This is a genomic window from Lactococcus sp. DD01 (assembly GCF_001578715.1).
GTDB classification, from domain to species: Bacteria; Bacillota; Bacilli; order Lactobacillales; family Streptococcaceae; genus Lactococcus; species Lactococcus petauri.
On the sequence record NZ_KQ968939.1, the window covers coordinates 1,030,849 to 1,055,956 of the forward strand.

Annotated in this window: 21 protein-coding genes and 1 pseudogene; 4 read left to right on the top strand and 18 right to left on the bottom strand. The window is 39.3% G+C overall.

Going from position 1 to position 25,108, the window contains the following annotated elements; genetic code table 11:
- Positions 1-14: 14 nt before the first annotated feature.
- The 6 genes from pstA to LACDD01_RS05055 all read right to left on the bottom strand — a co-directional run bounded on the left by pstA (position 15) and on the right by LACDD01_RS05055 (position 5,969).
- A complete protein-coding gene (gene pstA, locus LACDD01_RS05030) occupies positions 15-902 on the bottom strand; it encodes a phosphate ABC transporter permease PstA (protein WP_014024391.1) in 888 nt (295 codons plus the stop codon).
- Positions 902-1,825, bottom strand: coding sequence for a phosphate ABC transporter permease subunit PstC (gene pstC, locus LACDD01_RS05035; protein WP_004258934.1), 924 nt, complete (start codon positions 1,823-1,825; stop codon positions 902-904). Before pstC ends, pstA begins: the two co-directional genes overlap by 1 nt.
- Before the next feature lie 14 nt (positions 1,826-1,839).
- Positions 1,840-2,691 (bottom strand): phosphate ABC transporter substrate-binding protein, encoded by an 852-nt coding sequence (locus tag LACDD01_RS05040; RefSeq protein ID WP_061413517.1) that lies wholly within the window; start codon positions 2,689-2,691, stop codon positions 1,840-1,842.
- 236 nt (positions 2,692-2,927) lie between these two features.
- Positions 2,928-3,821 carry a PstS family phosphate ABC transporter substrate-binding protein gene (locus tag LACDD01_RS05045; RefSeq protein WP_061413519.1) on the bottom strand — a complete coding sequence of 298 codons (894 nt, stop codon included), beginning with the start codon at positions 3,819-3,821 and terminating at the stop codon, positions 2,928-2,930.
- A 179-nt stretch (positions 3,822-4,000) separates the two neighbouring features.
- On the bottom strand, positions 4,001-4,468 hold the full coding sequence (smpB, locus tag LACDD01_RS05050; RefSeq protein WP_019292037.1) for an SsrA-binding protein SmpB: 468 nt from the start codon (positions 4,466-4,468) through the stop codon (positions 4,001-4,003).
- 67 nt (positions 4,469-4,535) lie between these two features.
- Positions 4,536-5,969, bottom strand: coding sequence for a 6-phospho-beta-glucosidase (locus tag LACDD01_RS05055; protein ID WP_061413521.1), 1,434 nt, complete (start codon positions 5,967-5,969; stop codon positions 4,536-4,538).
- Positions 5,970-6,272: 303 nt separating this feature from the next.
- Between LACDD01_RS05055 and LACDD01_RS05060 the strand changes: the two genes are divergently transcribed.
- Together LACDD01_RS05060 and LACDD01_RS05065 are read left to right on the top strand one after the other, a co-directional pair.
- A complete protein-coding gene (locus LACDD01_RS05060; protein ID WP_061413523.1) occupies positions 6,273-6,830 on the top strand; it encodes a histidine phosphatase family protein in 558 nt (185 codons plus the stop codon).
- A 69-nt stretch (positions 6,831-6,899) separates the two neighbouring features.
- Positions 6,900-7,610 (top strand): MIP/aquaporin family protein, encoded by a 711-nt coding sequence (locus tag LACDD01_RS05065; protein ID WP_082779266.1) that lies wholly within the window; start codon positions 6,900-6,902, stop codon positions 7,608-7,610.
- 17 nt (positions 7,611-7,627) lie between these two features.
- Here LACDD01_RS05065 and LACDD01_RS05070 read toward each other — a convergent pair whose 3' ends face one another.
- Complete coding sequence (locus LACDD01_RS05070; protein WP_061413525.1) at positions 7,628-8,419, bottom strand: MurR/RpiR family transcriptional regulator; 792 nt, start codon at positions 8,417-8,419, stop codon at positions 7,628-7,630.
- 277 nt (positions 8,420-8,696) lie between these two features.
- Here LACDD01_RS05070 and LACDD01_RS05075 point away from each other — a divergent pair, with 277 nt between their 5' ends.
- The gene (locus LACDD01_RS05075) at positions 8,697-10,019 is read left to right on the top strand and encodes a PTS sugar transporter subunit IIC (RefSeq protein WP_061413527.1); all 1,323 of its coding nucleotides are present in this window, start codon (positions 8,697-8,699) and stop codon (positions 10,017-10,019) included.
- Between the two features lie 140 nt (positions 10,020-10,159).
- Here the strand turns inward: LACDD01_RS05075 and alaS are convergent, their stop codons facing one another.
- The 7 genes from alaS to LACDD01_RS05110 all read right to left on the bottom strand — a co-directional run bounded on the left by alaS (position 10,160) and on the right by LACDD01_RS05110 (position 20,184).
- Positions 10,160-12,778 carry an alanine--tRNA ligase gene (gene alaS, locus LACDD01_RS05080; protein ID WP_061413529.1) on the bottom strand — a complete coding sequence of 873 codons (2,619 nt, stop codon included), beginning with the start codon at positions 12,776-12,778 and terminating at the stop codon, positions 10,160-10,162.
- Between the two features lie 249 nt (positions 12,779-13,027).
- The gene (locus LACDD01_RS05085; protein ID WP_019292043.1) at positions 13,028-13,936 is read right to left on the bottom strand and encodes a peptidyl-prolyl cis-trans isomerase; all 909 of its coding nucleotides are present in this window, start codon (positions 13,934-13,936) and stop codon (positions 13,028-13,030) included.
- 97 nt (positions 13,937-14,033) lie between these two features.
- Complete coding sequence (locus tag LACDD01_RS05090; protein WP_019292044.1) at positions 14,034-14,717, bottom strand: O-methyltransferase; 684 nt, start codon at positions 14,715-14,717, stop codon at positions 14,034-14,036.
- Positions 14,717-16,522, bottom strand: coding sequence for an oligoendopeptidase F (pepF, locus tag LACDD01_RS05095; protein ID WP_061413531.1), 1,806 nt, complete (start codon positions 16,520-16,522; stop codon positions 14,717-14,719). The genes LACDD01_RS05090 and pepF overlap by 1 nt, the downstream gene beginning before the upstream one ends.
- Positions 16,506-17,510: a competence protein CoiA gene (locus LACDD01_RS05100; protein WP_061413533.1), complete on the bottom strand. Its 1,005-nt coding sequence runs from the start codon at positions 17,508-17,510 to the stop codon at positions 16,506-16,508. Before LACDD01_RS05100 ends, pepF begins: the two co-directional genes overlap by 17 nt.
- Positions 17,511-17,585: 75 nt before the next feature.
- A complete protein-coding gene (locus tag LACDD01_RS05105) occupies positions 17,586-18,686 on the bottom strand; it encodes a YdcF family protein (RefSeq protein ID WP_061413535.1) in 1,101 nt (366 codons plus the stop codon).
- Positions 18,687-18,762: 76 nt separating this feature from the next.
- Positions 18,763-20,184 carry an NCS2 family permease gene (locus tag LACDD01_RS05110; RefSeq protein ID WP_061413537.1) on the bottom strand — a complete coding sequence of 474 codons (1,422 nt, stop codon included), beginning with the start codon at positions 20,182-20,184 and terminating at the stop codon, positions 18,763-18,765.
- Positions 20,185-20,547: 363 nt separating this feature from the next.
- On the opposite strand from LACDD01_RS05110, the gene LACDD01_RS05115 reads away from it, so the two are divergent.
- Positions 20,548-21,372, top strand: coding sequence for a Cof-type HAD-IIB family hydrolase (locus LACDD01_RS05115; RefSeq protein WP_019293090.1), 825 nt, complete (start codon positions 20,548-20,550; stop codon positions 21,370-21,372).
- Between the two features lie 74 nt (positions 21,373-21,446).
- On the opposite strand, the gene LACDD01_RS05120 is transcribed toward LACDD01_RS05115, so the two are convergent.
- The 4 genes and pseudogenes from LACDD01_RS05120 to LACDD01_RS05135 form a co-directional block, all read right to left on the bottom strand.
- Entirely contained in the window at positions 21,447-23,054 is a 1,608-nt protein-coding gene (locus tag LACDD01_RS05120) for a DUF6273 domain-containing protein (protein WP_061413539.1), read from the bottom strand.
- A 373-nt stretch (positions 23,055-23,427) separates the two neighbouring features.
- On the bottom strand, positions 23,428-24,132 hold the full coding sequence (locus LACDD01_RS05125; RefSeq protein WP_004258993.1) for a Bax inhibitor-1/YccA family protein: 705 nt from the start codon (positions 24,130-24,132) through the stop codon (positions 23,428-23,430).
- Between the two features lie 103 nt (positions 24,133-24,235).
- Positions 24,236-24,895, bottom strand: a complete 660-nt coding sequence (locus LACDD01_RS05130) for a uracil-DNA glycosylase (RefSeq protein ID WP_061413541.1) — start codon at positions 24,893-24,895, stop codon at positions 24,236-24,238.
- Positions 24,892-25,108: pseudogene (locus LACDD01_RS05135) on the bottom strand (GyrI-like domain-containing protein); the annotation flags it as partial. The pseudogene LACDD01_RS05135 and the gene LACDD01_RS05130, both read right to left, overlap by 4 nt.

Sequence of the window (25,108 nt, forward strand, 5' to 3'; positions counted from 1 at the left end):
TTCTATATTCCTTACTAATTTCCAGATGTGAGTTTCTTGTGGAGGCGATTTCCGAGGAAACGTGCCCCAAGGTTGAACAGCAATACAAAGATAATCAGTACTGCAGAAGCTCCTGCAGAAATCTGAGTTGCTGTTGCGATTGTTCCTTCAGTGTTCAAAGCCCAAATATGTACGGCCAATGTTTCAGCAGGACGGAAGAGTGACAATGGGCTTGTCAATGACATAGGATTCCAGTTGGCCCAGTTGATTGGCAAGTTGGTTTGACCCGCAGTATAAATCAAAGCTGCCGCTTCACCGAATACACGTCCTGAAGATAAGATAACCCCTGTTAAAATCCCCGGTACTGCTGCTGGTAAAATGACTTTAGTGGCTGTTTCCCATTTTGATAAACCGAGAGCCAAGCCACCTTCACGTTGCATTGTCGGAATGGCACGGAGTGATTCCTCAACATTACGTGTCATCAAAGGTAGGTTGAAGACTGTAAGAGCGAGGGCACCGGATAAGACAGAGAAACCAAGGCCAAACTGAATAACGAAGAGCAACATACCGAAGAGACCCACAACGATGGAAGGAAGTGATGATAATACCTCAATCGCTGAGCGAACTGCTCCAGTCAACCAATGTTTTTGATTGGCGTATTCTGAAAGGTAAATTCCCGCACCCAATGAAAGTGGAATTGAGATAATTAAAGTCACAACTAATAAGTAAACTGAGTTAAAAAGTTGAATAGCGATACCGCCGCCAGTCAATGGATTTGACGGTGTTGTTAAGAATTCCCAAGATACAAAAGGTAAACCTTTAACTAAAATATAAATCAAGAGAAAAGCGAGTATTGCAACAATGATACCTGAAAGTGCATAGAGCACGCCAGTGGCAATTTTATCTGTGCGTTTTGCATTCATTATTTAAGGCTCCCTTTCTTAGCGATAGCACGCATCGCAATATTAAATACCAATGACATAAGGAGAAGGAGGAGGCCAAGTGACCAAAGGGCATTCAATTGAATACCTGGTGTAGCATTTGGAATACCTGATGTCAAAATTGAAGTTAGAGTTGAAGCCGGAGAAACCAAATCTTGTGGCATTGTTACGGCATTACCAACAACCATTTGGATGGCCAAGGCTTCACCAAAGGCACGCGCCATACCAAAGATTACTGCAGTTAAAATCCCAGGTGCTGCGGCACGCAGTAAGACACGCCAAATGGTTTGCCAACGTGTTGCCCCTAAACCAAGGGAAGCTTCACGATAATGAGGTGGGATGGCTTTAAGCGCATCGACAGTCATTGAAGTAACTGTTGGTAAAATCATAACAAAGAGTACGAACACCCCCGCAAGCAAACCAAGGCCTGTTCCACCAAATGTGTTACGGATAATAGGTACAACAACAGTCAAACCGATAAATCCATAAACAACTGAAGGGATACCTACCAAAAGTTCAATAACCGGTTGCAAAATTTTCGCACCATATTTTGGCGAAATTTCTGTCATATAGATTCCTGCTCCGATGGCAAAAGGAGTTGCCACCAAAGCTGAAAGCACAGTAACGATTAAAGAGCCCGCAAACATTGGTAAAGCACCAACTGCAGGTTTCCCGTCAGGGCCGATTGCTCCAGGCTCCCAATGTGTTCCAAAGAGGAAACGGAACGGATTCACACCATCCACAAAAAAAGTTGAAAGACCTTTTTGAGCGACAAAGACCAGAATAAGTCCAACGACAAAAACGATAATTGCGATACACAAGAATGTCAATGTCCTACCAAATTTTTCCAAGCGCGAATCTTTTGAGCTTGAAAGTAATTTTTCTTTAATTTTTGAGTTTTCCATAACTACCTTACTAATTATTTAATTGGTGTAACTTTACCTTTATAATCACGATCGACTTTCATCTCCGTTACTGGGATATAGCCGAGTTTTCTCAGCGTTACTTTGTCATTTTTGACATAGCTGATAAAGCGATTTTCTACAAAGTTCTCATTTTTATTGTTGGTATACATATGTTCGTAAGACCAAATTTTCCACTTGTTGGTTGTTACATTTTTATCTGTAGGTTCAACCCCGTCTAAGTTCAATGGTTTAATCCCTGGTTTATGGATATAAGGGAACGAAACGTAAGAGATTGCACCTGGTGTTTGACCAACCAATTGTACAACCGAACCTGAAGCATCTTGTGTAGGGCCATCAATTTCACGCGCACCATTCAAGGCAAGGTTATCAAAATTAACACGTGTTCCAGAACCTGCTGTCCGTCCGATAACCGTAATTTCCTGATCTGGACCGCCAACTTCTTTCCAATTTTTTACTTTTCCAGTGAAAATATCAATAAGTTGGTCTTGAGTGACATTGGATAGGTCCAGATTTCGGTTTACGATTGGTGCAAAGCCAACGACTGCAACCTTATTTCCTGTAATTTTAGAAGCATCAATTCCTGATTTTTCTTCCGCAAAGATATCTGAGTTACCAATTTGGAAAGAACCTGCGACCACTTGTGCAAGTCCAACACCTGAGCCTCCACCTTGAACCATAATAATATCTTCTGGATATTTCTTCATATAGTCCAAGGAAACTTGTTCAACCAGTGGTTTCATTGCCGTTGAGCCACCTACTGTGACTTGATTTGAGTTGGGCGCACATGCCGCTAAAGTCACAAGACTCATTGCTGCAAATAAAGCCATTAAAATTTTCTTTTTCATATCCTTATTTTAGCATAAATCAACCATAAATAAGCAAAAGCTTACCGCTTACAATGTAAACAGTTTGTAAATGGAACGGCAAAGAGAGCACCTGAGACACGGCTCAAGTACTCTTGCTCTTTGCATCATCATTAAGAACAAGGATTTTCTAAAAGAATAAGGTTTTGTAAAGTAAAACCAAAGGTATGAAAAGAAAATTTTAATGCTTTACTCTGCTCACTCTTATTTCTTATTTCTTATTTATTTGTGATTTTTCCTTGAGCGTCACGTTCAACTTTCATATCAGAAACCGGGATATAGCCAAGTTCCTTGATTGTTTTTGTATCTTCAGTCACGTATTTGATAAAATCTGTTTCGGCTGCTGTTTCTTTTTCTTTATTAGTATACATGTGTTCGTATGACCAAACTTTGTAGCTATTGTCTGCAACATTTTCATCTGTTGGTTTTACATTATCAATACTGACTGCTTTGATATCTTTACTCTTATCAAGGTAAGAAAAGGCAACGTAGGAGATTGCACCTGGTGTTTGAGAGACCATAGTTACCGCCGTACCTGAGGCATCTTGCGTTGGACCCTCTACTTCTTTTTCTCCACCAAGAGCTAAATTATCAAAGTTCACACGTGTTCCTGAACCTGCTGCACGCCCAATTACTGTGATTTTTTCATCCGGACCTCCAACTTCCTTCCAGTTCTTCACTTTACCTGTGAAGATATCTTTAAGTTGTTGTGTTGAGAGATTATCAATGTTAATATCTTTATTTACAATTGGAGCAAAACCAACGACAGCTACTTTATGGTCGTTCAATTTAGAAGCATCAATTCCTGATTTTTCTTCTGCAAAGATGTCAGAGTTGCCGATTTGGAAGGTTCCTGTTGAGACCTGAGTCAAACCTACACCGGATCCACCACCTTGTACAGTGATTTGAACTTCTGGTTTTTTAGCTGTGTACTCAGTTGAAGCTTGTTGTGCCATAGGTTGCAAGGCTGTTGAACCTCCAGCGATGATTTTACCTGAAGCTGGCGTTGAGCTTCCTGAGCTGCTATTAGACGATGAATTGCTATTCCCACAAGCTGCAAGCGTCAACAGAGCTGCACCAGCGATAATTCCAGAAAGTAACTTTTTATTCATGAGATTTTCTCCAATAATTTTCTATGTTCTCCGTAAGCTCTTTCGCTTACAATACTATCTTAACACTGTTGGCAACCTCTAATTGTAAATGCTTAGTAAATACTAGGTAAACGCTAAGTAAACGGTTTTACTTTTTATTATTGCTACAAAAAAAGCAAGAAACAATTGTCTCTTACTTTTTAGCGATTGTAGGCCTTGATTTGACGAGCAATATCACGATTTTGCTCTTTACGTTTGAGTGTTTCACGCTTGTCGTACTGTTTTTTTCCTCGCGCGAGTCCCATTAAAACCTTAGCAAAACCATTCTTCAGATAAACTTTTAAAGGAATAAAAGTAATTCCGGTTCCTGTCAACTCCTTCTCAATCTTCACGATTTCTTTTTTCTTAAGTAAAAGTTTACGCGTGCGAAGTTCATCCACATTAAAGATGTTTCCTTGCTCGAAAGGTGCAATATGAACATTTGAAAGCCAAACTTCACCATCTCGTACCCGAGCAAAACCATCTTTAAGTTGAATTTTTGCCTGACGAACCGATTTGATTTCTGTTCCTGTTAGAACAATCCCTGCCTCAAACGTTTCAAAAATTTCATAATCATGCCGGGCCTTTTTATTTTGGGCCAGGGGCTTATCTACTGTATTTTTTACCATAATTTTATTATAGCAAAAAAGTAGGGATGTTGCTTTTCTTTCAAAAGTTTAGCTTCAAATTTTTCGATTAGTTATTGCTTAAATCTTGCCCATTTGAAGCAATCACTTTTTTATACCAGTCAAATGATTTCTTCGGTGTACGTTTTAGGGTTCCATTTCCCTGGTCATCACGATCAACATAGATAAAACCATAACGTTTAGACATCTCGCCTGTTCCAGCAGATACTAAGTCAATACACCCCCATGAAGTATAGCCAAGAAGCTCGATTCCGTCCAACTCGACTGCTTTAATCATTTCTGCTATATGTTCAGCCATATAAGCGATACGATAATCATCTGCTACATAACCCGTTTCATCTGGTTTATCTATAGCTCCTAAACCATTTTCAACAATGAAAAGTGGTTTTTGATAGCGATCGTAGAGTGTATTCATGGTTGTGCGTAGCCCCACAGGATCAATCTGCCAGCCCCATTCAGATGCTTTGAGATAAGGGTTTTTAACTGAGGCGAAGATATTACCTGATGTTTCTTCATCCCCTTCTTCCTGAACTTTCGCAACGCGGCTTGAATAGTAAGAGAAGGATACAAAATCAACAGTATTCTGAGCAAGAAGTTCCTCATCACCTTCAAGAATAGGCAAAGTAAGGCCCTCACGTTCCAGCTGTTTCAAGAAATAATTTGGATATTTGCCACGTGCTTGTACATCAATCAAGAAAAGATTCTCACGGTTTTTATCGAGCGCTTCACGAACATTTTCTGGTTTAGAATCCCAAGGATAGTAATCTCCAGCAGCTACCATACAGCCAATCTTATTTTCCGGATCTATTTGGTGGCCAATTTTTGTCGCCAAGGCTGAGGCAACAAGTTCATGGTGTGCTGCATTAAAGAGGACTTGGTCACGATTCTCTCCTTCTTCAATATAAACACCTGCACCCATAAACGGAGCGTGCAAGAGCACATTGATTTCATTAAAGGTAAGCCAATATTTGACCAGACCTTTGTAGCGTGTAAAGAGGACAGTGACTAAGTTTTCATAAAAACCAACCAACTTACGATTACGCCAGCCCCCATATTCTGTTACCAAGTGCATTGGAATGTCAAAATGCGTAATGGTCACTAAAGGCTCGATATCATACTTACGTAGCTCTTTAAAGACCTTTTCATAAAACATTAAGCCTTCTTCGTTAGGTTGAGTTTCATCACCTTTTGGGAAAATCCGCGACCAAGCAATAGACATACGGAAAGTTTTAAATCCCATTTGAGCAAACAAGGCAATATCTTCTTGCCAGTGATTGTAAAAATCAATAGCTTCATGTCCAGGATAGAAAAGTCCTTCTTCTGGCTGCAAATGCTTTTCAAGTCCTAAAATAATAGCTTCACGGCGTGAGCCATGTGGGGCCAAATCCACATTGGCAAGTCCGCGACCACCTTGATCCCAGCCGCCTTCATATTGGTTGGCAGCTGTTGCACCGCCCCAGAGAAAATCTTTAGATAATGGCATTATATGCTCCTTTGTATAATTTAGATTATTGTAGATACATCATCGGAATGTATGCGTTATCAATATTTTCATTATAGCAAAAATTATCAGAGCAATCTGTCGGAAATATGGAAAGTCTGTTCCTATTTCTCGAAACAAAAGGCTAAAAAACAACCCATATTATTTTGTTAACTTCTCTTAAATATACATATCACGCTGTTCCAACCAATTCCTTAATAATACGAAAGAGTACCTGAGAGCGTTTGCTTCCATTTTTTGAAAAAAGTATAATAAATGCACAAATAAAAAACTGGAGAGCTCTTAATGAAAGAATTGTATTTAATGCGCCACGCTCAAACTCTATTTAATGTGCAAGGGCGCACGCAAGGTTGGAGTGATTCGCCACTGACACCAAAAGGAATCGATGATACGCTTAAGGCAGGAGAACGACTTCGAGCAAAACGACTTTGCTTTGATGCCTTCTACTCTTCCACACAAGAGCGGGCTTCTGACACTCTAGAATTGTTATTTCCCAATCAAGAATATAGCCGCCTGAAAGGTCTTAAAGAAATGAATTTTGGAGCCTATGAGGGGCATAGTGATTACTTGGAACCTATAGATAAAACGACATACTTCAAAAATTTTGGTGGTGAAAGCAGTCATCAGGTCTCTGAGCGGATGTACCAAAGTTTATCAGAATGTTTAAACAAGCACGATAAGGTTTTCGCCCTTTCTCACGGTGCAGCAATGCATTTTTTTACTCAGGAGAAGGTTTTTAACTTTGAGAGTCAACCTCCTGTGCCACTCGGTAACTTGGCTTGTCTTCATTTTACTTATGATGAAGGAATCTTTACCTTTATCGAATCAATCTCACTGTTATAAAAAGGCATCTTTCTCATCGAGCATAGCCGGTGCCTTTTGAACTTTCTAGAAAATTTTAAGGATATAAAAATGATAAGTGAAGTTTTGGGAGAATTACTGGGAACAGCTATTCTGCTCTATCTCGGTGGTGCCGTTATCGCAGCAAATATGCTCCGTAAGACAAAGTCAGAAGGTGCAGGATGGCTCGTGATTATTTTCGGCTGGGGCTTAGCCGTAATGTTTGCTTCTCTTGTAGTGGGTTTCTTTTCTCCTGCCTACCTCAATCCCGCTATTGTCTTTGCAATGGTTGTTCTCGAAGAAATTTCTTTAATTTCAGCTTTTCTTTTTATTATTGCGGAGTTTTTAGGCGCAATGTTCGGAGCCTTCTTGGTCTGGTTGCATTACTATCCTCATTGGGAACAAACAACAGATGCTGAAGCGATCTTTTCTGTTTTTGCAACAGCACCTGCCATTAAACATAGCTTATCTAACTTTTTTGCAGAAGCTATGGGGACAGCACTTCTTGTTCTGGCTGTATTAGCTGTGGGACAAAGCGAACTTCCTTCAGGAGTAAGTACTGGTTTTATCGCCGCTATTATCATGTCTTTAGGCCTATCTTTAGGTTCAACAACAGGCTTTGCAGTTAATCCTGCACGAGATTTAGGTCCTCGTCTTGTGCATACACTCTTACCACTTAAACATAAGGGGACTTCTGATTGGGCATATGCTTGGATTCCGGCAATTGCACCTCTTGTTGGCGCTGTTCTGGCCGCTTTATTATTCAAGCAACTGATTTATTAAACAAATAAAAAGCAACTTTAAACAAAGTTGCTTTTAAATGTGTCATCGATCAGTTTATTTTTCTTATTTTGACGTATTTCCTGTGTCTTATGCGCTAATTGTTCTAAAATAGCCATCACAGGAAGTTGTGTCGTTAAATTCCCCAATGCGTGTACCTTTGAACCCTCATGTGCCACATTATAGGGGATAGAAATATCGGCCATATTAGCCATTGTGTTATTTACTTCATTAGTGATTGCAATAACCTTAACGCCATCTCTTTTATAGGCAACAATCTGAGCAATAATAAAGTTGGTCTTCCCAGAAATAGAGAGTGCTACAACTGTCATTGTTTTGGCATTATTTGTCATTAGTGGTTGATAAGGATCAATGACTTCAAAAGCAGGTAATCCGGCATTATTAAAATATTTTGTGCCATAATCCGCTAAGGCACCTGAAGTTCCAACACCCATAAAAACCGTATACTCGGTTTCTTCTAGAAGCTTTGCAGCCTCACCAATAAGAGCAGTATATTCAGGACTCAATAAACGTTTAGTAAAGAGCTCAAAGGCAAGAAGATTATCATACTTTGGATCTTCTGCTTTCAGCGAAATTTGGTGTTTTTGTTTTTGCAAATAAGTCTTGAGTTCATTCCAGCCTGAAAAACCTAACTTATGTGTCATACGTACAATTGTCGTAGGCGAAGCATGGACAGTCGAAGCAAATTCACGAATGGTCATGTTCATGATAATTTCTGGTGCTTTAACAACTTCCTCAAAAATTTTACTTTCCAAATCATTGAGCGCATTAAGCTTATTATCTTCAAGCATCTTTTTCTCTCCTCCACTTCTTCCTAGCTTTACTTCCAGTATATCACATTTTTGTTACAAAATTCAGGAACAAATAAAAAGAATCAAGTTCAATCTTTTATAAACATCCTTTAAAAATAGCTCTTTAAACGTGTTTCATAGAAAAAATCTTTTATGGAACAAAATACAATGATAACGCTTGCATTTACGTGTCAGTTAGATTACAATTAGTTTATCGATTTATTAATTACGTGTGACACATTTCGTCACATAGAACTTATTACAAAGGAGTTACTTTATGAATGGATTTATTAATGAAAAAGTACTGCCGCCAATTATGAAATTCTTGAACACCAAACCTATGGTGGCCATCAAGAACGGGATGATATACCCGATTCCCTTTATCATTGTCGGTTCCGTATTTTTAATTTTGGGACAGTTGCCTATCCAAGCGGCACAGGATTATCTCTTCTCTATTGGATTGGGGACACTTTTCTTGCAAATCAATGATGCCTCTTTCGGTATTATGGCGCTTATCGCAGCCTTTGGTATTACTTACTCATGGATGAAAGAGGAGGGACTAGAAGGAGCTAGTGCTGGCCTTACTGCTGTTATCGTCCATATCCTATTGCAACCAAATTCTATTGCGAATGTCGTCAATATTGCAGATCCCACACAGACTTCAGATGCTTGGCAAGTTTCAGGTATCATTGACCGTACTTGGTTGGGTGGACAAGGAATGATTTTATCAATCATTGTTGGACTCTTGGTAGGGTGGATTTTCTCAACTTTAGTCAAGAAAAACATTACTGTCAAGTTGCCTGACTCCGTACCATCAAACGTTGCCGCTTCATTTACAGCTTTAATTCCCGCGGCAGTTGTTATTTCACTCTTCGGCGCACTTCACGGTCTCTTCACAATTGTCTTAAATACTACTTTTATTGAATGGGTTTACGAAGTTATCCAAATACCTTTGCAACACGCAGTAGATGGCCCTGGTGGGATTCTCATGATGGGACTTGGTCCAGTCATGTGGTGGTTTGGGGTTCATGGCTCTGCGATTATCTCAGGTGTTATGGGCCCACTTCTTCTGGCTAATGCAGCAGACAATGCGGCACTCTTGGCTGAAGGCCGCTTGTCTCTTGAAAATGGTGCACATATCGTAACGGCTGCTATGGGGGATCAAATCATGACCATGTCCGGTGCCGGCATCACCATCGGTTTACTGATCTTTACTTTGTTCAGTGCAAAGTCTGACCAAATGAAATCTATTGGTCGACTGGGTGCTGGGCCCGGTGTCTTCAATATTAACGAACCCGTCCTCTTTGGTATGCCAGTAGTCTTGAATCCTTTTCTTGCAATTCCTTTTATCTTCACACCAACAATTTTAGGACTGCTGACTTACTTTGCGATGAGTATGGGAATTATTCCACCGTTTACAGGTATGGTCGCTCCTTGGACGACTCCACCAATCCTCTCCGGTTTATTGGTTGGAGGTTGGCAATTATCCATCTGGCAAGCTGCTATGCTCTTTCTATCTATCGTCATCTACTGGCCATTCGCTAAGAAATACGATAATATCTTGCTCGAGCAAGAAGCAGAAGTGAAAAAGGAAAACTAAATTGAATAAAAGCTCCCACTTCGGAGCTTTTTAGGTCGCGCTTTTCCTCTGTATCCCATATTAATATTCTGAGATATCCGGAGAACATAAAAAACTTTTAGTTAGGCTTGATTTGCCACTAAAAGTTTTTTATTTTATTATTAAGAAAGTTTTGAACCTACATTTTCGATAAGTTCTGGAATTCCAGCGGCTTTAGATCCACCGGCCATGGCCATATCTGGTTTACCACCTCCACGGCCGTCAATGTAAGGTGCAAGCTCTTTAATCAAGTTTCCAGCTTTAACATCAGCTGTTTTACTTGCCACTAATAGGCTCACTTTTTCACCAATCTTCGCAACAAGGACAAGAACATCGGACAACTCTTTTTGTTTCCAGATGTCTGCAAGATTACGTAGACCATTTACATCTGGTACTGCAACTTCACTAGCAATATAACTTGTACCTGCTGCTTTGAGAACATTTTTAAAGACTTCATCAGATTGACTTGCAGCTAATTTACCTGCTAATGCGTCATTTTCTTTTTGAGCCGCTTTAAGTTCTTCTTGCATAGCTGTTACTTTTGACACGACTTGAGCAGCTTGTGGTGCTTTCACAACTGCTGCGACTTCATTGAGCGTATTTTCAGCATCTTTAAATGCTTCATAAGCTTTTTGGCCTGTTACGGCAACAATACGGCGAACGCCTGATCCGATACCTTCTTCTTTGATAATCTTGAAGAGACCAATTTCACTTGTTGTTGCTGTATGTGTACCACCACAAAGTTCGACAGAGTAATCACCAATTTTAACGACACGGACATTTTTACCATATTTTTCGCCAAAGAGAGCCATTGCGCCCATTTCTTTAGCAGTTTCAATATCAGTTTCTACCGTTTCCACAGCTAATGATTGCCAAATCACTTCGTTAACTTGACGTTCGATATCAGCCAATTCTTCCTTGCTTACAGGAGCAAAGTGTGTAAAGTCAAAGCGAAGGAACTCTACTTCGTTAAGTGATCCTGCTTGAAGTGCATGTTCACCTACAATATTGTGCAATGCTGCATGGAGCAAGTGAGTTGCTGTGTGGTTTTTAATGATACCATGACGGCATTCTGCATCAATTTCAAGTGTGTAAGTTTCACCGACTACAAGAGTAGAGAGAATGTCAACCATATGAAGATTTTGACCATTTGGTGCATGTTGAACATCCTTAACTTCTGCAACAACTTTGCCTGCAGCATTTTTGATTACACCGTGGTCAGAAACTTGTCCACCCATTTCTGCGTAGAATGGTGTTTTATCGAAAATAAGTTGCGCTTCACCGCTGACGGTATCCACTTTTTCATCATCTTTAACTGCCACAAGAAGTTTGCCATCATATTTTTCAACATCATAAAGGAATTCAGATTCTTCTTTGATGGATTGAAGTGTTTCGTTTTGTGCGCCCATTGAACCACCTTTAACGACAGCAGCACGTGCACGATCTTGTTGTTCTTTCATCGCTGCTTTAAAACCTTCATGGTCAATCTTGAAACCAGCATCTTCAGCTAATTCTTCAGTCAACTCTACTGGGAAACCATAAGTATCATAAAGACGGAAGATATCTTGCCCTTCAAGCATTGTCTTGCCTTCTTCTTTAAGTTTGGCAAGCAATTCATCTAAGAGTTTGCTTCCACCATCAATTGTACGGCCAAAAGCTTCTTCTTCACGGTCAATAATTTGCATGATAAAATCTTGTTTTTCAAGGACTTCTGGGTAGTATGACTCCATAATTTTACCTACAACGGGTACAAATTGAGCCAAGAATTTACCTTCAATGCCTAATTTTTTACCGTGCATAACAGCACGACGAAGGAGACGGCGAAGAACATAGCCACGTCCTTCATTTCCTGGCAAAGCACCGTCACCGATAGCAAAGCTAAGTGCACGGATATGATCCGCAATAACTTTAAAACTCATGTTGTCGCCATCTGGATTGTAAGTTTTACCAGAAATACGTTCAATTTCACGAATGATAGGGAGGAAAAGATCCGTATCAAAGTTTGTTTTACCACCTTGGATGATACAAACCATACGTTCAAGTCCCATTCCCGTATCAATATTTTTCTGTGGCAACTCTTTATATTCGCTACGTGGAATAGCTGGATCAGCATTAAATTGTGACAAAACGATATTGTAGATTTCGATATAACGGTCGTTCTCGATATCTTCAGCCAAGAGTTTCAAGCCAATGTTTTCAGGATCGTAAGCTTCACCACGATCGAAGAAAATTTCTGTATCTGGTCCTGAAGGTCCTGCACCAATTTCCCAGAAGTTGTCTTCGATTGGAACTAAATGACTTGCATCAACACCGAGCTCCACCCAACGGTTAAATGTATCTTTATCATCAGGGTAGTAAGTAATGTAAAGTTTTTCTGCTGGAAAATCAAAATATTCACTACTTGTAAGCATCTCCCAAGCATAAGCTAGAGCTTCTTCACGGAAATAATTACCAATTGAGAAATTCCCCAGCATTTCAAACATTGTATGGTGACGCGCTGTTTTACCTACGTTCTCAATATCATTTGTACGAATCGATTTTTGCGCATTTGTAATACGTGGATTTTCTGGCACAACTGAACCGTCAAAATATTGTTTCAATGTCGCAACACCAGAGTTGATCCAGAGTAAAGTTGGGTCGTTCACTGGTACTAAAGATTGTGAAGGTTCAATAGAATGCCCTTTTGATTTGAAGAAATCAAGGAACATTTGACGTACTTCTGTTGAAGTCATTTTTTTCATAGCTATTCTCCTAATAAAATAATTTTCATTTACTTTCGATTTGTGAATAAAAACACAATATAAAAACAAAAAATTCATCGTAAACGAGGGGCGTCACTCACGCGGTACCACCCTCATTCACGATGAATCCATCGTCTCTTTTTGCTTGGTAAAGCAGTTTCCCTGCTATTTGAAAACCTTGAGGTTTTCAGCACGTTGACTTATCGACTTTCACCACATGTCGACTCTCTGTAAAGTCATTTCATTCATTTATTTTGATGATGAACTTGATGTAAATTGTGAGAAGATTGTTGAGAAGGCTTCTTCTTTCACAGTGACATTATGTGCTTTAAGGTATTCACCAATCACACCAGCAACATAAGTTGTATCTGCCATTTTTTCTGCCTTGATTACATCTTTAAGTTTATCTTTATACTTGTTCATATCTGAACCTTTATCTGAAGTTTTAATCATTTTCACAACATAGTAGCTTGTTGCACCAGTTGAGGCATTTGCTGATTCGATAACATCAGAAACTTCACCATTTTTCAATTTGAAGGCTGCAGTTTGAACTTCTTTTGGAATTGTAGTACTTGTTGAATCAAATTTTTGCTTGTTGCTTGCATTGTCTTTCTCAAACTTAGCTGCATCTGATTTCGCAGATTTTACTGCCTTAGTTGCTGCATCTTTAGTTGTTTCTGGAACAACAATCGCTTCAACTTCTGGATGGAAATCTGCCCAAGCTGCCTTCAAGTTAGCATCTGTAAATTGTGTGTCTGAGATTTTTTTCTCAATGGCATATTCTTGCAAGAGTTGAAGACGAACGTAAGATTTATAACTTTTTTCAGTAAATCCTTGTTGTTGCAAAGCTGCAGCAAACTGTTCGCCCATTTGTTTTTTAGTATCGTCAAACTTCGCTTGAACATCTTTATCTGAAACCTTATCGCCAAAATCTTTTTCAAACATTTTCGACATTGTCAAATTTTGTAAAAGAGATGTGGCAGGCATATTTGGAAAAGTTTTAGCTTCACTGTAGAAATCTTCTACATTGATTGTGTCACCCTTCATTGTGATAATATTAGCTCCAGTAGAGTTATTATTTCCACAAGCTGAAAGTGTGACAAGTCCTAAAGCCGCAACAGCTGTTGCGAGTAAGATGTTCAATTTTTTAAATTTCAAAGTTTTCTCCTTGTTGGGTATATTCCCTTGATACATTTGTTTCTTGTAACAATATTATAACACAAAACATTAAATAAACCTAAACTGATTTACAATGTCAAACTTTCTTAATCATTAATATTCCATCTCCTAAAGGAACCATACTTGCGCGGTATTTAGGGTTGTCTAAAACTTCATCAAAGAGACGACGAAGCCCACGTTCAAGTGCACGCTGCGTCCGTTTAATTTCCATAATTGGAATAAGTATTTCTCCGCCTTGGAAAATATCATCCATGATAATCACACCATTTTCCGAAAGCAACTCCATGGCACGAGGCAGAAATTCTACATATTTTGATTTCGCTGAATCCATGAAGATAAAATCAAATTCCCCTTGCAAATCTGCCAAAAGATCGGCAGCATCACCTTCTAAGAGAGTGATCTGTTTTCTTGAATCATAGGTAGCTAGATTTTCCTTAGCCAAGGCAATCATTTCTGGGTTACGATCGATAGTAATTATTTCAGCATCTGGTGCTGCTTCTGCCATCATAAGTGCAGAAAAACCAATAGCAGTTCCTATCTCCAAAACTCTTTGGGGCTTCATTAAATCCAAAAGCATTTGGAAATACACTACTGTTTCATGAGGTATAATCGGGATATTGTTCTCATGAGCAAAGGTCTCAACATTCTTTAGTGGACCAGTAATTTGCGTTTGACGCTCGCGCATGAAGTCAACAATTTCCTCCTTGACTACGGGACGATTCATCATCGGATTACTTGTTCTCTTGTATGTTAAAACCATTATAAATGGGCTCCTTTTTCGACTAATTTTTCTAGCTCAATTAAACGTTTTTCAAAAACAGCAAATGCTGATTCTAAATATGTTGTTTCTTCCATATCCACACCTGCTTGAGCAATCACAGCCAGCGGATAATCACTTGATCCTGCTTTGAGATAAGTGAGGTATTTTTCACGCGCATCTGGGCCACCATTAACGATAGCCTCAGCAAGATAAGTTGCTGCGGCAAATCCTGTTGCGTATTGGAAGACATAAAAATTATAATAGAAGTGCGGAATGCGAGCCCACTCATATTGAATTTCAGGATTTTCCTGAGCAGCTAAACCGTAGTATTTTTCATTCAGCCCCGCATAAAGCTGGTTCATGAATTCGCTAGTCAGAACTTTTCCTTCTTGATCAGCTTTATGAATCTCATGTTCAAATTCAGCAAATTGGCTTTGACGGAAAACAGTGCCACGGAAACCATCAAGCCAGTGGTTTAAAATAGCAAATCGCACTTTTTCATCTGTCGACTCCGCAAGTAAACTTTCAGTCAAGATATTCTCATTGGTTGTTGAAGCAATTTCTGCAAGAAAGATTGGATAGTCCCCATAAACATAAGGTTGATTTTCTCGTGTAAATGTGGAATGCATACTGTGGCCCATTTCATGTACTAAGGTGAACAAATCATCCAAAGTTTCTTGCCAGTTTAACAGCATGAAAGCATTTGTATCATAGCATCCCCCTGAATAAGCACCCGAACGTTTACCGCTATTTTCAGCTACATCAATCCACCGCTCTTCAAAGGCTTTTTTAACATGGTTCGCATATTCAGGTCCAAAAATTTGAAGAACTTCTTCTGCTTTCTCCACTGCCTCGGAGTAGTTAAACTTATAATCCAAGTCCGATAAGGGTGTATAGACATCATACATCTTTAAATCGTTCTCTAACCCTAAAATTTGCTCACGCAATTTAATATAACGATGTAAAAGAGGCAAATATTTATTAACCGACTCCAAAAGCTTATCGTAAACTTCTTCCGGAATAAAATTACTTGATAAAGCTGCTTGACGGGCTGAATGGTAGCCACGCATCTTCGCCTTAAAATTATGGACTTTTACATTTGTTTGTAGCGTTTTCGCATAAGTGTGCTGATACTGTTTATAGTTGCTATAAAGGGCTTGATAAGCTGCCTTTCGCACCTGACGTTCCTTACTTTCCATGAGCGAGATATAATTACCGTGTGTCAGCTGTACTTCCTGCCCTTTTTCATCTTTAATCATCGGAAGCTCAATATCAGCATTGTCAAAAATTTCGAAAGTTTCGGCGGCTGCACCAAAAATCTCACTAGCACTGGCTAAGAGTTTTTCTTCTTTTGGACTTAAGATATGCTCCTTTTTAGCAAAAAGGCGCTCAAACATATGAGAATATTGCTCCAGTTTGGGTTCTTCTCTTCTAAAGCTTGCATAACGTTCTGGCGTTAAAGCTAAGAATTCCGGCTCGTAAAAAGCAAAGGTTTCACCAAGCTTGGCATATAAATTTGTGGCTTTGGCTTCGTATTCTTGGTAACGACTCACTTGCGTATCTTGGTCATGTTTCATTGAGGCATAAACATAAACCTTCTCCACAGCACGCGAGATTTCCAGCTCAATTTCCGTGATTTCTAATAAGCTTTGAGCGCTATCTAGAAGATGTCCTTCGTAGTGCTTTACCGTCCCTAATCTTTCCGAAACTCTTTTAAGTTCTAGTTCCCAGGCGGCATCGTTTTCAAACACAGTTGACAAATCCCAAGTTAAGTTTTCAGCTATTTCATCACGTTTTTTTGCCATTCCATTCTCCGTTTTTCACTTTATTTTTATCTTTAATTATAGCATAGAAGCTTGGTGTATGCAGTTTTTCGTGTTCTTGTAACTGAAAACTTTCATAGAAGCTGTGATAATATTTTTCCAAGGGAGTATCTACTTGAAAAAAGCTTTCTCTCGTATCATCGGAAAAGTCAAAGGTCAATAAGTTTAAGCCTGGAGGACTCCAGTAGCTCTTATTCCAATTGAGGTCTAGCAAATTTTTTCCTTGTTCATAATATTTTTCTTGCATTTTAAGCCATTTTGGCACTTGATAATACAGTTGTTTCTGAACAAACAACTGTAACTCTTCCTGTTTTGGAGCATCTAAACTAAGATCTTCTCCTTCTCGAAAGGGTTGGCGTAAGATCTCTAAGAGATTCTCTTGAAAGAAGTCAAACTCTTCAGTAAGATAAATCGGTCGTCCTTTCAAATCTTGATAAATCAATGATTTCAACCGTAGTTTTTTTCTGTTCCAGTCTAATTCCCAAAAATAAAAACCTCTCACTGCTGAATAATAGAGCAAATTTTTCTGCAAAGATGATAGGTTATTCTTAAGCCATAAGTCCCTTCCTTGAAGCCAAAGGACATAATATCCTTTTTCTTTGTAACTTACCGTTCTCTCTTCTAAACGTTGCAAAGAAAGCGGCGAACACTGTATTTCAATAGCAAGTTTATCATTTACTAACAAATCAGCCGTTTGCTTAATCTCTGGCACATACTTTTCCAACTCAACTTTCTCTTTTTTCTTAAACCATTGATACAAACTGAGTTTTAAGCCCAAGTGTTGTGCAGATTCATTTTCGCTCCAAGAGTCACAATTTTTTACGGATATGTGAGCAAAGTGAGGAATTTTTATCTTCCCTTTTTTTAAACGAAGGGGCGACTTACAGGCTGGGCAATAAAAAGGGCCACTAATTGAAGAATTGTCAAGGAGATTAATTGTTTTTCCGTCTTTATCCAAAGCTATTAACATATCAAATAGTACGAAGAATAGCTCTAAAAGTCACAAGGCAAACAAAAAAACTCGGAAAATCCGAGTCTTTATATCTTAACGGTTAAGTACAAAGTGATCCATAAAAAGAATAAAAAGAGCAAATGCTATGAATACACCTGTGATTAAGCCAACCCAAAAAATATGTTTACGTCTTTGACTGTTCATCACTGCGATAAACTCACGAATAAATGCTGGAAGACGGAAGTACAAAGGTGTTTTTCCTCCAATCCCTCCTTGCGCATTTAATCCTTGTTGAGCAGCAAAGAGAGCCGCTCGGAAAACGTGATAGTCCGAAGAGAAAAAGAGAAATTCTTCATCGGCTTTCTGTTCAATTTTTTCAATCAACTGAGATGAAAATTTTAAATTTTCAAAAGTTGTTTTTGATTGATCTTCAACCAAGGTTCGTTCTTTGGGAAAGCCCAGTTCTTCGACAGCGTATTTTTGCATCGCTAGTGCTTCCGCAAGTTGTTCATCACTACCTTGTCCCCCAGAGAAAACCATTATAGTTTTATCATTTGCAGCCTTTATTCCTGCACGGATACGGTTAGCTAAAAGGGGGCTAACAAACTGGCCATTAATCAGTCCAGAGCCTAGAACCACGTGATATTTTGAAGACTTTTTACGGAAACGACGTCCATATGTCCAGCTAGCAAAAAAGAAAACCGTGAATTGCCAGACAAGATAAAAGGCCAACACAGGATAAACGTAGCTCAAGAGCTGTAGCCAAAGCCAACCTTCAGATAAAGTAGAAACTCGAATATAGAGCCAATCGACTAGAAAAAAGACAAACATAATGGCCGGCAAAATCAAATTCGCTAAACTATGTGATTCACGCCGCCACATTTTAATCGTTAAAACCACAATCCCCACAGGTACGACAAAACTAATCATAAAAGTAGGAATCAAAAAGAGGGCAAGCTCAATAATAATTATGACTAAAATGATATTGGAATGTGAATTATAATTAGCCGAAAAAAGAATCCCCATAATACCGTTAAACAGTACAAAAAGACTGGCTAAAAAACCAATAGTAAGTCGTCCTAAACGTAAAGTTCTCATATCCTTCAAACGATGCGACTTTGTGTAAAAAATGACGGTCGGGATTAAAGCTAAAAAACTAATCACCGAAAATGCAATAATAAGTGGTGTCTCCATGTCTTTATTTTAACATAAAAATCCGCTGATAAAAGCGGATTTCTCTCATGATAGTGTACAAATTATAGAGTTATTTTTAGAGAATAGCAAGTACTGCAAAATTTAAGGCAAATGCAATTGCGACAACCCAAATAATTGGTTTTACTTCTTTAATCTTACCTGTAAAGAGTTTTGAGAAGATATAAGTGATAAAGCCAGCAGCAATACCATATGAGATGGAGTAGCCAAGACCCATAAATACTGAAGCAAAGAAGGCTGGAATAGCTTCACTCAATTCAGACCAGTTGATTTCCTTGAATGATGACAACATCATCATACCTACAATGATCAAAATTGGAGCCGTTGCTTGCGTTGGAACAATGGCAAGTAATGGTAAGAAAAGACTTGAGATCGCAAACATCACAGCAACGACAATCGAAGTCAATCCTGTACGTCCGCCTGCTCCAATACCAGCTGCTGATTCTACATAAACAGTTGTATTTGAAGTTCCGAAAATCGCACCGATTGGTGTAGCAATCATGTCAGCAAAGAGTGCTTTGTCCATTTTAGATGAGAAACCTTTGCTATTTGCCATATCCACAAAATCTTGATCTGTAAAGATTCCTGTGCTACGACCTGTACCAATGAACGTACCAATCGGATCAAAGATTGAGGTTAACGAGAAGGCCAAAATTGTCATCAAAACTTCAATAATTCGAGATGAATCAGAAAATAAACTACCAAAACCTTTAGGACCAAAAGCAGCACCAAAAGTTGTTCCCATCTCTTTGATTGCTGTCCCGAGATTGTTGTCTGCAAAAAGTGTAGACATATCAACTTTTGTAACACCTGTTAAAAGTGCAAGTACAGTCGTTACTGCGATTGACAAGAGAATCCCTGCTTTCCATTTACGGAGAACAAAGAACATTGTTACTAAAATACCAACTAAAGCAACAAGAACACCAGGATCATCAAATTTAACTAAGCCAGGTACAATTGTTGAATCTGCAGTGATAGTGCCGTGGTTATCCGTATAAGTACCTGGTGATGCAATAAATTCAAGAATACCAGCGTTTTTAATACCGATATAAGCGATGAAAATACCGATACCACCACCAATAGCGTGTTGTAAGCTCTCAGGAATTCCTAAAACGATTGCTTTACGAATTGAAGTAAATGTAATAATAATATTGACAATACCACAAATGAAGACCATTGCTAAAGCTTCTTGCCAAGTGTAGCCTAATGAAAGAACAACAGTATAAGCAAAGAAGGCGTTAATTCCCATACCTGGTGCAAGGGCATAAGGAACATTGGCGATTAAACCAATAGCTACCGAACCCACAATTGAAGCTAAGATAGTAGCTAAGAAAACTGCCTGAACGGGCATCCCTGTTGATCCTAAAACATCAGGATTGACAAACAAGATGTAGCTCATAGCAAAGAAGGTAGTAATACCTGCCATAATTTCACGGCCCACAGTAGTGCCGTTTTCTTCAAGTTTAAAGAACTTGTTCACGAATAAATTCTCCTTTTAATAAAAAGTTGCATGCCACATTCGTTTTTCGTGACACACGTCATAAAATGATACATGTTCAGTATAAATAAATTTTAAGTTTGAAACAAGGAATTTCGAGTCATTTAAAAAAACAAGTCCGTATATGTTCGTAAATACCGAACTAAAGGCTTATAAATATTTATAAAAGTTCGTCCATTTTAATAATTGTTGTCAAAAACATAAATTTTATTTTTCATAGTGTCTTGTAGATTACTTAATAATGAACACTCCACATCTTATTTTTTAAAAAGTAACCTAGACCAAAAGCAGCTTTACTGCTTTTCTGGTATAATAAAAAATAAGAAATATTTTAAAGGATTAAGTATGGAAAACAAAGATAGAAAATTGATTGCCATTGATCTTGACGGCACAACGCTTCATAGCGACGGGCGTACAATCAGTCGCTATACAAAATATATTTTTAAACGTATTGAGGAGCAAGGCCACATCATCTGCATCTCCACGGGTCGTCCTTTCCGTATGGCTGTTGATATTTATCGCGAACTCGAACTTAAAAGTCCGATGATCAACTTCAATGGTGCTTTGATTTCCAAGCCAGACAATCGTAATTGGGAGTACACCAAAGGTCATTATATTGATCGTTCATTCGTCTTTGACTTTTTACGCCATCAACAAAACTTTGATTTAGAATTTTTTGCGGTTGAATATCGCCGTAAATTTTTCCTTAATAACTTCAGGAACGTAACCCCTAAACTTTTTGGTGTCGAACAGTTCCATCCCTACAATCGTTTGCGCGCAGATCGTCTCGATGACAATCCGCATGCAGTACTCCTTTCTACACGAGTAAAAGATAAATTTCGTCTGGCCAAGCAAATCCAAGATCATTATAACGGAAAAATCAGTGTAAGTGGCTGGGGCGGTCCTAATGGCGTTTTAGAAATTGTCCCCAAAGGTGTCAGCAAAGCTTCTGGTCTCAAGCATCTTCTCCGTGTTCTCGAAATTCCAAAAGAAAACCTTATAGCATTTGGTGACGAGCATAACGACATCGAAATGTTTAAATTTGCTGAGGAAGCCTATGCTATGAAAAATGCCTCCACTCGCCTCACACCACATGCCACTGAAATTCTTCCGTGGACAAATGATGAGGACGGGGTTGCCCATAAATTAGAAGAACTCTTTTTGAAGTAGTTCTTTTTTGTTGGCAAAAGAGAAACAGGTAATTATTAGAATTACCTGTTTCTCTTTGTTATTAAAAGTATAGATTATTGATGGATGATGAGGGCAGGGCGAACTCCGCCATAGACAGTACTTTCTATGCGCCTAAGCGTGCCCAGATTTCCACCAGTAGTTATATACCAAGCCTGCGTGCTAGATGCAGGGGTACGTAGCCACCACCATCCCCAAGGAGAAGGTGCACGGTCAACAACATTCCAAAAACCAATATCGTCATTACGCGACAAGTAATCCACATCAGCTAAAGATAAACTAAAAGCACGGCGATTTCCCCCTTGAACCACCCTTGTCCTATCGGCTGCAACTTCTTGGAAGAATGTCAGATTATTAACAATCCAGTCCGAGTAAGGGTACCCTGCTTCCTCTTCACTAATAATACCTGTTGTAAACTCAGGAGCCACTGGGGCAGTCATGGCACGAAGGTCAGCTGGAAGAGCCGTGTCGAACCATGTGTTGATACGTGAATCCATCTCCTGAAAATTCGTATTACGCAAGAGATCATTACGAATAATCAAATGATTGCCATCTCCTTGATTTTCAAGGTAGCGGAACATTTGGGCAGCTGTTCCATCAGGATTGGCTACGGTAAAGTGTGTATTCCCGCCAATCGCATCACTCATGCGGCTAAAGTTAAAAGCTTTGGCATGAGCCACTGTCTCTGGTGCGGGATTACCTGTCGCACGCCTACTACGAATTTCGTTAATCAGGTCACTGACATATCCTGAATCTGGCTCCTCTTGGAATTCTTCGTCTACACTGATCAAGTCACTTTCCACGTGAATAGCATAATAGTATGAGCCGTTGATGTTATCTGCACCCGGTAACATTTGAGCTGCATCAAGCAGGTAAGAAGTTGCTTGTCCGCCATTAAGCTGGTTTGCCCAGTAAGCCCAGCCTGTTTCATGGTCAATCACCCAGAAGTTACCGACTTGCTGATTTTCTGTTTCTGGATAATTTCTAAGTGTGCCCCACTCTTGGAGCGTCATTGGTTCCCTATCCTCAGGTAAGGTTTGCGCTGTATGACGTGTGACACCTGCTCCTGGATAAGCATTATTAGAGTTGTCAAAAGACCTACCTTCAGCCCATTGGTCAGCTCTACCTGTTCCAGGGTGTGTGGTGCCGTCTGCCTCATAGTCTCGGGCATGGCCTGCGGCAGCTGTTCTAGCGTCATTATAAACCGTATTGAAGGTTGGTAGATACCAAGGTGCTGTCCCGTTGCCTTCCCAACCAAAAGTTAGATTGGAATAGATGTTAAAGGCAGCACCAGCTCCGGTACGTGTCATAAGACTATCACCTGCTGGAATATAATAAGGCCAGCCTTGCGTGTTTGCACGGCTTGTGCCCTCAACCACAGGTGTGAAAGAAGATTGACCTCGCTCTTGAATTTCCATAAATTCAGACAGGCGAAGCCGAACCATGATCGGTTCTTGCCCGAAATTTTCTACGAAAACATCCTTGTTTTCTGTGTCTCGGTTAAAATAGTCATGGACACGTCCGCCAACTTGTGCAGGATTTTCCCGCAAGCGATCATTAATGGCTTGCTGGTTAAAGGCTGTGAAGGCAAATGTGCCCCCGATTAAACCAAGCAAGGCTAAAAGTGCGATATTGCGTAATTTGCGTTTCTTTTCTGGTGTCATAAGCTTCCCCTTTCCTTAAAACAAAGAAAGCTTACACCTTGACAGAAAATTATTGCTGTGCTGTGCTGTGCTGTGCTGTGCTGTGCTGTGCTGTGCTGTGCTGTGCTGTGCTAAAAGATTATAGTTCATCAGCTCTACCTCGTCAATTTTTTATTATCGTTAAGTAACACCAATAACATTTATATAATCTTATTGTAATATTTTTCTTAAAAAATTTAAAATGAAATGAGAAAAAGGAAAACTCCACCATGTAGCGGAGCTCTTCTAAAATCAACTATAAGTTTATCTTTAAGTACAGAAGATCTGCACTCCAAATAAAAACACTGCTCAACTCCTTTTTATAAAGAGTTGTTACAGTGCTTTTTTCTATATATTAATCACGACTGTTTCCCATAAATCCAAAGATTCTCAAGAGTGAGAGGAAAAGGTTGATAAAGTCAAGATAGAGTGATAACGCCATGCTAATCGCCCAGCCGTTACTTACATTACCGTTATTTTGGCGGTAAACATGCTCAATCTTTTGATTGTCCCAAGCGATCAGCCCACTGAAAACGAGGACACTGATGATTGAAGAAACAAAGACAACCATTGGACTTCTTAAGAAGATGTTAATAACCCCTGCGATGATTAAACCAATCAGCATACCCATCATGGCACGCCCCATACCTGACAAATCACGTTTAGTTGTACGTCCATAAACTGAAAGACCAAAGAACATTCCAGCAGTTGATACAAAGGCTAAAGTGACATCAGAAGCTGTATAAGCTGCAATTGTGAAGCTCATCATGAAGCCCATCAAGACTGAGAAACCAATAAACATAGGCAAAGCCGTGGGTTTATTTTTCATGGCTGCATTTTGCATTGGGAAGATGAGAATCAGTGGTAAGAACCAAATGATAAGCATTGCAAAACCGGCACGATTCACCAAGTTCTGAGCTGCATCCCAGAAAATATTTATTGTTAAAAAAGATGTGAGTGCTGAAACAGCAACTCCAATTCCGACAATCCCATAAATGCGAGCAAAAAATTGATTCAGCGATACTTGACTTCTATTATTATTTATAAATGGATTTTCCATAGTATCTCCTTTTCTAATATACCTTTAAGACTATTTTACCAAAAATTTACAAGGCTGTCATCAGACTTGAGTCCTAGTTTGGGGTTCTTTCTTCATAATTTTCTTATTTTGACCAATCTATCCCTTTTTGTCCTGTTTTTTCTAAAAAGGTATTAGCTTTCGAAAATGGCTGTGAGCGAAAGAAGCCACGAGAAGCAGAAAGAGGTGAAGGATGTGCAGATTCAAGTATTAAATGCTTAGAAGAATCAATCAGCTTCGCTTTCTTACGTGCATCACCACCCCATAAGAGAAAGACTTTTGGACGATCATCATCCGAAGCAATTTTTATTATCTCATCTGTCAAAGGTTCCCAAATTTTTCCTTTATGAGCATTAGACTTCATCTCAGGGACGGTAAGTACAGCATTGAGCAATAAAACCCCTTGCTCAGCCCAATGTGTTAAATCTGAATCCTCTTTATCAAAGCCCTCGCTTTTAAGTTCTTTCCGAATATTGACAATAGAGTCTGGTCGATTCACCACGAAGGAAGCTGGATAGGAAAAACTTAGTCCCTGAGCTTTACCCGGCTGTGGATAAGGATCCTGTCCAACTAGTACAACTTTGACATCAGCTAAAGCAGTCAATTCAATCGCTCGAAATATCTTATCCTCAGGCGGGTAAACATTACCTTGTGAATAAACGTCATTGATAAAATCAACAAGGGTTGAAAAGTATTCCTGAGGCAATCGTTCTCTTAAAGGTTCACTCCAATCCGTTTTTTTCATTGTGCTTCCTTCTCCTTCGTTTTAATTTGTGCATATTGGCGCAATACGGTTTTTAACTTTTCTGGGGCAGTTTTCCGGAAATCGCTAAGATAAATCTCACGATGATGGAATTCTTTGTGGATAAGTTCATAGCTCTCTGCAGCGGCAAATTCCTCCATCAAAGTAAAAGTTTCAGCTTCATCGTCAAAACTCCCCTTATGCATGGCTTGAATA

Coding starts and splice junctions, on each gene's coding strand:
- alaS (WP_061413529.1), bottom strand. CDS start 12,778: ATGAAAAAAATGACTTCAACAGAAGTACGTCAAATGTTCCTTGATTTC.
- LACDD01_RS05100 (WP_061413533.1), bottom strand. CDS start 17,510: ATGTTAATAGCTTTGGATAAAGACGGAAAAACAATTAATCTCCTTGAC.
- LACDD01_RS05070 (WP_061413525.1), bottom strand. CDS start 8,419: ATGCTTGAAGATAATAAGCTTAATGCGCTCAATGATTTGGAAAGTAAA.
- LACDD01_RS05040 (WP_061413517.1), bottom strand. CDS start 2,691: ATGAAAAAGAAAATTTTAATGGCTTTATTTGCAGCAATGAGTCTTGTG.
- LACDD01_RS05060 (WP_061413523.1), top strand. CDS start 6,273: ATGAAAGAATTGTATTTAATGCGCCACGCTCAAACTCTATTTAATGTG.
- LACDD01_RS05105 (WP_061413535.1), bottom strand. CDS start 18,686: ATGGAGACACCACTTATTATTGCATTTTCGGTGATTAGTTTTTTAGCT.
- LACDD01_RS05055 (WP_061413521.1), bottom strand. CDS start 5,969: ATGCCATTATCTAAAGATTTTCTCTGGGGCGGTGCAACAGCTGCCAAC.
- LACDD01_RS05115 (WP_019293090.1), top strand. CDS start 20,548: ATGGAAAACAAAGATAGAAAATTGATTGCCATTGATCTTGACGGCACA.
- smpB (WP_019292037.1), bottom strand. CDS start 4,468: ATGGTAAAAAATACAGTAGATAAGCCCCTGGCCCAAAATAAAAAGGCC.
- pepF (WP_061413531.1), bottom strand. CDS start 16,522: ATGGCAAAAAAACGTGATGAAATAGCTGAAAACTTAACTTGGGATTTG.
- LACDD01_RS05120 (WP_061413539.1), bottom strand. CDS start 23,054: ATGACACCAGAAAAGAAACGCAAATTACGCAATATCGCACTTTTAGCC.
- LACDD01_RS05045 (WP_061413519.1), bottom strand. CDS start 3,821: ATGAATAAAAAGTTACTTTCTGGAATTATCGCTGGTGCAGCTCTGTTG.
- pstC (WP_004258934.1), bottom strand. CDS start 1,825: ATGGAAAACTCAAAAATTAAAGAAAAATTACTTTCAAGCTCAAAAGAT.
- LACDD01_RS05090 (WP_019292044.1), bottom strand. CDS start 14,717: ATGGTTTTAACATACAAGAGAACAAGTAATCCGATGATGAATCGTCCC.
- pstA (WP_014024391.1), bottom strand. CDS start 902: ATGAATGCAAAACGCACAGATAAAATTGCCACTGGCGTGCTCTATGCA.
- LACDD01_RS05130 (WP_061413541.1), bottom strand. CDS start 24,895: ATGAAAAAAACGGATTGGAGTGAACCTTTAAGAGAACGATTGCCTCAG.
- LACDD01_RS05065 (WP_082779266.1), top strand. CDS start 6,900: ATGATAAGTGAAGTTTTGGGAGAATTACTGGGAACAGCTATTCTGCTC.
- LACDD01_RS05125 (WP_004258993.1), bottom strand. CDS start 24,132: ATGGAAAATCCATTTATAAATAATAATAGAAGTCAAGTATCGCTGAAT.
- LACDD01_RS05075 (WP_061413527.1), top strand. CDS start 8,697: ATGAATGGATTTATTAATGAAAAAGTACTGCCGCCAATTATGAAATTC.